4 protein-coding genes are annotated in these 6,148 nt (G+C 65.3%); 2 read left to right on the forward strand and 2 right to left on the reverse strand.

Going from position 1 to position 6,148, the window contains the following annotated elements:
* Positions 1 to 293: 293 nt before the first annotated feature.
* Positions 294 to 1,766, reverse strand: coding sequence for an MFS transporter (locus AWB76_RS38175; RefSeq protein WP_061165255.1), 1,473 nt, complete (start codon positions 1,764 to 1,766; stop codon positions 294 to 296).
* A gap of 204 nt (positions 1,767 to 1,970) precedes the next feature.
* Here AWB76_RS38175 and AWB76_RS38180 point away from each other — a divergent pair, with 204 nt between their 5' ends.
* On the forward strand, positions 1,971 to 3,233 hold the full coding sequence (locus tag AWB76_RS38180) for a TIGR03862 family flavoprotein (protein ID WP_061165256.1): 1,263 nt from the start codon (positions 1,971 to 1,973) through the stop codon (positions 3,231 to 3,233).
* Positions 3,234 to 3,240: 7 nt separating this feature from the next.
* Here the strand turns inward: AWB76_RS38180 and AWB76_RS38185 are convergent, their stop codons facing one another.
* Positions 3,241 to 4,392, reverse strand: coding sequence for a methyltransferase (locus tag AWB76_RS38185; protein ID WP_061165257.1), 1,152 nt, complete (start codon positions 4,390 to 4,392; stop codon positions 3,241 to 3,243).
* Between the two features lie 152 nt (positions 4,393 to 4,544).
* Between AWB76_RS38185 and AWB76_RS38190 the strand changes: the two genes are divergently transcribed.
* Positions 4,545 to 5,843, forward strand: a complete 1,299-nt coding sequence (locus AWB76_RS38190; protein ID WP_061165258.1) for an SGNH/GDSL hydrolase family protein — start codon at positions 4,545 to 4,547, stop codon at positions 5,841 to 5,843.
* Positions 5,844 to 6,148: the final 305 nt, after the last annotated feature.

Consider the following 6,148-nt stretch of genomic DNA (forward strand, 5'->3'; position numbering starts at 1 on the left):
GATTGGCCGATACGTCGCCGGGTTGGGTCGGGCTCGGGATGTCCAGGGATTGGGTGTACATGCGGGGCTCCGCTCGTTGGATGGTCGCTGTCCGGTGATTATAAACCGACCGGACGGTCGGTAAATGCATTTTCGAGACTTACTCGGGTAACTCCGCATGCGACGAACGGAGCCGATCGCGCGATAGCGCGCGTTATTCAATCTAGTGCAGACGGGGGCAGAAACGAAAAGAGCGGCGGCGAATCATCGCCGGCCGCTCTAAACAGGAAGGGAATCGGAGAAAAAGGGGACGTTTAGCGCTGTTGTTGCGCGGCGAAATCTTCCGCGTCGACGTCATAGCCCGACGGTTCCCAGCGGACCGCGAGCAGCGCGACCAGCCCGGCGAGCGGCGCGACGGCGATGATCCAGAACACCTTCGTGCCGAGCGCCGCCGACAAAACCGGGAACAGGAACAGCGAAACGGTCGAACTGGCGCGCATCAGCGTCTGATTGAAGCCGACGCCCACGCCGCGCAGCGACGTCGGATAGCTCAACGACGCGAACGTCATGCTGTGCGAACCCGGCCCGACGCCCTGTCCGAGCAGGAACGCCGCGAGAAACGCGATGGCGACGACGACTTCGACGCCCGTCGACGGTTTCCCGACGACCGCGAGCCCGACGAGCGCCGCCAACTGAAACGCGTAACCGACGACCGACAGCTTCCACGCGCCGTATTTCGGCACGGTGCGCACGGAGAACAAGCCGCCCGCGAACGCGAAGCACAGATTCAGCGCGAGCGACGCGAGAATCGTGGTGAGCATCGATTGCGCGAGGAAGCTGGAAATGATGACCGGCAAGCCGAACGCGACGGCGTTATAAGCGAACGACGACGCGATCGCGATGACCGTCGCCAGCACGGTCCGGCGCAGGTAGACGCCACGCAGCAGCGCGCCGTAATTGCTCCACGTCGCGCGACGCGCTTTCGGCGGAACGACGGCGGTTTCGTCGACGCGGGCATCGACGCCGTACGAGCGCTTCAGAATCGCGGCCGCGCCTTTCAGATCGCCCTGATTCGCGGCCCAGACGGGCGATTCGCTCATATAGCGGCTGCGAATCGCGATGATCGCAATCGCCGGCACCGCGCCGAAGCCGAGAATCAGACGCCAGAGCCAGCCCGCGTTGTGCTCGGGCAAGACCGCGTACAAGCCGAGCACCAGCAGATACGAAACGCTGATCGCCGCGTACCAGACCGGGCACCACATCGCGACGCGGGACGCTTTATTGCCGCGGCCCTGCAAGCGCGAAAATTCGGCGAGAAAGGCCATCGCAACCGGAAGATCGATGCCGACGCCCAGTCCCATCACGAATCGCGCACCGCCGAGCACCCAGGCGTTGGGCGCGAGCGCGCAGGCGATCGCCGCGACGACGAAAAAGAACATGTCGGCCATGAAGACGCGATAGCGGCCGATCTTGTCGGTGAGATAACCGCCGAGAAACGCGCCGATGATCGCGCCGAACGTGATCGCGGACGCGACGAAGCCGGAGCCGGTCGGCGTCAGCGAGAATTCGCGGGCGATGTCCTTCATGCCGAACGCGAGCGCGCCGAGATCGTAGGCATCGAGAAAAATCCCGCCCAGCGCGATGGCGACGACGATGCGCGCATCGCTGCCGATCGCCGCGCCGTGGTTGACGAGGCTGGAGACATCGGCGGCGCTTTTGATGACGGGCCGCGAATCGGTGGCGGCGGGCCGGGCGGCGGCGCGTTCGGGCGCAAGGGAAACGGACATGATCGGGCTGGTTTGGTAAAAAGTTGTCAATGCAACGAATCGCCGGATCGTACTGGCCCGAACGCGGCCGGCCAAATTCTTTTTTGTTATTTAATGACTTACGGCTCGTCTGCGATGTTTTTCACGTGCGCTGCGTAGCGCCGGAATCAGCGCGGCGACGCGCGATGCGACAATGTCGCTCCGTTCTGCTTCTTCCATTCAGGCATGTCGTCAGTTGAAAACATCGAATCGGTGAACGTCGCGATCGTCGGCGGCGGGCCCGCGGGGCTCATGGCCGCGGAGGCGCTCGCCGCGGGCGGCGCGCGTGTCGATGTGTTCGACGCGACGCCGTCGGTCGGACGCAAATTCCTGATGGCGGGCAAGGGCGGCATGAATCTCACGCATTCCGAGCCGGCCGATGCGTTCCTCGCGCGGTACGGCGCGCGAAGCCCGGACATCGCGCCGCTGCTCGCGCGATTCGATGCGGGCGCGTTGCGGAACTGGGTGCATGGGCTGGGCGTCGAGACGTTCATCGGCAGTTCGGGGCGCGTGTTTCCCACCGACATGAAAGCCGCGCCGATGCTGCGCGCGTGGCTGCATCGGCTGCGCGCGTCGGGCGTGACGTTCCACATGCGGCATCGCTGGCTCGGCTGGGCCGGCGACGATACGTCGATATCGCGTTTCGCGACGCCATCGGGCGAAAAACGCGTTCGGCACGACGCGCTGGTGCTCGCGCTCGGCGGTGCAAGCTGGCCGCAACTCGGCTCCGACGGCGGCGCGTTGCCGATTCTCGCGGCGCGCGGCGTTGCGACGCGTCCTTTCGAGCCATCCAATTGCGGTTTCGATGTCGGCTGGAGCGAGCATTTCCGCGGCCGTTTCGCGGGCGAGCCGCTCAAGTCCGTCGCGATCGGCGTGCCGCGTGCGGACGGCGCGCCCGGCTGGCGCGTCGGCGAGTGCCTGATCACGGATCACAGCATCGAAGGCAGTCTGATTTACGCGTTGTCGGCGCCGATTCGCGATCGCATCGCCGAAAGCGGCGGCGCAGGCGCGACGATCCTGCTCGATCTCGCGCCGCAACTCACCGCCGAACGCGTGCGCGATGAAGTGCTGCATCCACGCGGCGCTCGCTCGCTGTCGAGTCATCTGCAAAGCCGCCTGCATCTGACGGGCGTGAAGGCGGGTTTGTTGCGTGAGTGCGTGAGCAAGGACGAATTCGCCAATCTCGACACGCTCGCCGCGCGAATCAAGGCGCTGCCGTTGCGGGTGCTGCGCCCGCGGCCCATCGAAGAAGTGATCAGCAGCGCGGGCGGCGTCGGGTTCGAGGCGCTCGATGCGCGCTCGATGCTCAACGCGCTTCCCGGCGTGTTCTGCGCCGGCGAAATGCTCGACTGGGAAGCGCCGACCGGCGGCTATCTGCTGACGGCGTGTTTCGCGAGCGGACTGGTCGCGGGAGAGGGCGCGCTCGCGTGGCTCGCGGAGCGCGCGTGATTTCGCTTTACGCGACGACGAGCCGCCACAGCGACGTGACTTCCGCCGAGCGCGCGGCGTGCAGCGGATCGCTCTTGTCGCTCGCACGCGGATGATGCGGCTTGATGTCGATGCGGCCATCGATCTTGAGTCCGGCTTGATCGACCCATTCCTGGAACTGCGCGCGCGTGCGCAGACCGAGATGCTCCGCGAAATCCGACAGAATGAGCCAGCCTTCGCCGCCCGGCGTCAGATGCGCGGCGAGGCCGTCGAGAAACGCGCGCAGCATGCGGCTGTCGGGATCGTAGATCGCGTGTTCGATCGTCGCGCTCGGACGCGCCGGCAGCCACGGCGGATTGCAGACGATCAGCGGCGCGCGGCCTTCGGGGAACATGTCGGCTTCGACGATCTTGACCTGACGTGCGAGCCCGAGCTGCCCGATATTGTCGCGTGCGCAGGCGAGCGCGCGGTCATCGACTTCCGTTGCGACGATCCGCTCGACGCCGCGTCGCGCCAGCACGGCGGCGAGCACGCCCGTTCCGGTGCCGATATCGAATGCAAGTTCCTTCGACGGAAGCGGCTGATTCGCCACCAGATCGATGTACTCGCCGCGAACCGGCGAGAACACACCGTAATAGGGATGGATCCGCCCGCCGGCCGCGCCGATCTCGACGCCTTTCTTGCGCCACTCGTGCGCGCCGACCAGACCGAGCACCTCGCGCAACGAAACGACCGATGCTTCCTTCGACGGCGGACCATACGCTTCCTCGCACGCCTGCTGCACGTTCGGCGCGCGGCGCAACGGAATGGCGTAGTGCTCGTCGAGCGGCAGCATCAGCATGGCGAGCGTGCGCGCGCGCTGCGACTGCGCGAGGCGATGAAGGTTGAAGGCATCGATCGGCGAGGTTTCCGTCGCCGGCTTCTTCGCCTTGCGCGGCTTGTTGTCGATGCGACGGGCCATCGCCTGCAGCAACTGGCGCGCGTTCTGGAAATCGCCGCGCCAGAGAATCGCCGTGCCCTCACAGGCGAGCCGGTACGCGTGATCGGCGGTCATCTGATCGTGCCCGATGACGACGCGCTTCGCCGGCGGATTGCCGCTTTCGGATCGCCAGCGGGCAGAACGGGCTTCGCCGTCCTCATCCCACGTGAGATGTTGCGGTGCTGAGTTTTTCGATTGCATATCTATATTGAGGGCCCGCGCTGAACCCGTCGCGCGGGCGAAAAATGAACTGGCAGCATTGTGAGGCCATTTCGGGCGCGCCGGGGTGATACGCGCCGCGTGCCTTGTGACACTTCAGGCACAATCGAGCCTTTTCCGAACGCCATCGCCGAATGAAACTCCGATTTCTCACCGCGATCTGCGCCGCCGCGCTCATCGCGCCGTTCAGCTTCGCGCCACAGGCATTCGCTGCCGACCCGGTGGCTGAAGCACCCGCCAATGATCATTGGGTCAGCGCATGGGCCACCGCGCTCCAGTCGATTCCGCAGCTGGCAAGCCTGCCGCCGCTCTATCGGGCGCCGGATGTCGCGGGGCGCACCGTCCGTCAGCTGATTTATCCGCAGCTGGACGGCAAACGCATGCGTCTGCGAATCAGCAACCTTTACGGGACGGAGCCGCTCGTCGTCGAATCGATGAGCGTCGCGCAGGCGCTCGGCGGCAGCAGCGCCGCGATCCGCGCCGGCACCGCGCGGCCCGTGCTGTTCGGCGGACGCAAGAGCGTGACGATCGCGCCGGGCGCGCAAGCCACGAGCGATGCCGTGAGTTTCGATGTCGCCGCCTTTCAGCCGGTCGCCGTCAGCATGTTCATGGGGAAGGATCAGAAGCTGGTCGCGTGGCATCGCGTGTCGAGTCAGGTGAACTACATCTCGACGCCGGGCGATCGCACCGACGAGGCATCGGCGGGCGCGTTCCGCGCGCGCTTCACCCAGTATGCGTGGCTGACCAATGTCGCGGTGGAAAGCCAGTCGGCGCAGGCGGTCGTCGCGATCGGCGATTCGATCACCGACGGCATGCGTTCCTCGCTCAACGCCAACCGGCGCTGGCCGGATGCGCTCGGGCGGGACGTGGCGCGTAAAAGCGGCGGGCAGACGGCCGTCGTGAATGCGGGCATCAGCGGAAATCGTCTCCTGAGCAATTCGCCCTGTTACGGCGAGGCGGTCGTGAGCCGCTTCGAGCGCGACGCGCTGCGCCAGCCGGGCGTGCGCGCGATCATCGTGCTGATCGGCATCAACGACATCAATTTCATGGCGATGCCCGCGCACGCAGGGCTCGATTGCGACGCCCCGCATACCGAAGTCAACGCCGACGCCCTCGTGCGCGGATATCAACGGCTGATTGCGCAGGCGCATCAGCGCGGCGTGAAGATTTACGGCGCGACGCTGACGCCGGCCTCATTGCCGCCGGAGCGGGAAGCGATCCGCACGGCGGTGAACGAATCGATTCGCTCGAGCCGAGCGTTCGACGGCGTGATCGACTTCGATCAGGCGCTGCGCGACCCGGCGCGCCCGAGCGTGCTGCAGCGCCGGTATGACAGTGGCGATCACATCCATCCGAGCGACGCGGGCTATGCAGCGATGGCGACGGCAGTGCCGATGGAATTCGTTATCGGCGCGGCGAAAGCGGCGCATTGAAGCAGGCGCCAAAAAAAGTTGGGTCATCACCTTGTCATTCGGGTCTGCTTGACCTAATATTCAGCCCCTCGTCGCAAGACGAGGGCCGCGGAGCGAAACGGGCGGCCTCCAAAGTCGGCAGATTTCGAAGCGAAAGCGGAAAAATACTGTTGACAAGGAGAAAAAGATTCTTCATAATCTCGTTTCTCTGCTGCTGATGCAGCGACGCAAGACGGTAGCGAATTAGACGGTCTTGCGATGTGCTCTTTAAAAACTAACAGCCGATAAGTGTGGGCGCTTGATAGCGAGTGCGGCCGGTTCTTCGG

Source organism: Caballeronia temeraria (assembly GCF_001544795.2).
Lineage (GTDB): Bacteria > Pseudomonadota > Gammaproteobacteria > Burkholderiales > Burkholderiaceae > Caballeronia > Caballeronia temeraria.

Excerpts from the sequence above, each read along its gene's own strand:
- AWB76_RS38175 (WP_061165255.1), bottom strand. The coding sequence starts at position 1,766 with ATGTCCGTTTCCCTTGCGCCCGAACGCGCCGCCGCCCGGCCCGCCGCC.
- AWB76_RS38180 (WP_061165256.1), top strand. The coding sequence starts at position 1,971 with ATGTCGTCAGTTGAAAACATCGAATCGGTGAACGTCGCGATCGTCGGC.
- AWB76_RS38185 (WP_061165257.1), bottom strand. The coding sequence starts at position 4,392 with ATGCAATCGAAAAACTCAGCACCGCAACATCTCACGTGGGATGAGGAC.
- AWB76_RS38190 (WP_061165258.1), top strand. The coding sequence starts at position 4,545 with ATGAAACTCCGATTTCTCACCGCGATCTGCGCCGCCGCGCTCATCGCG.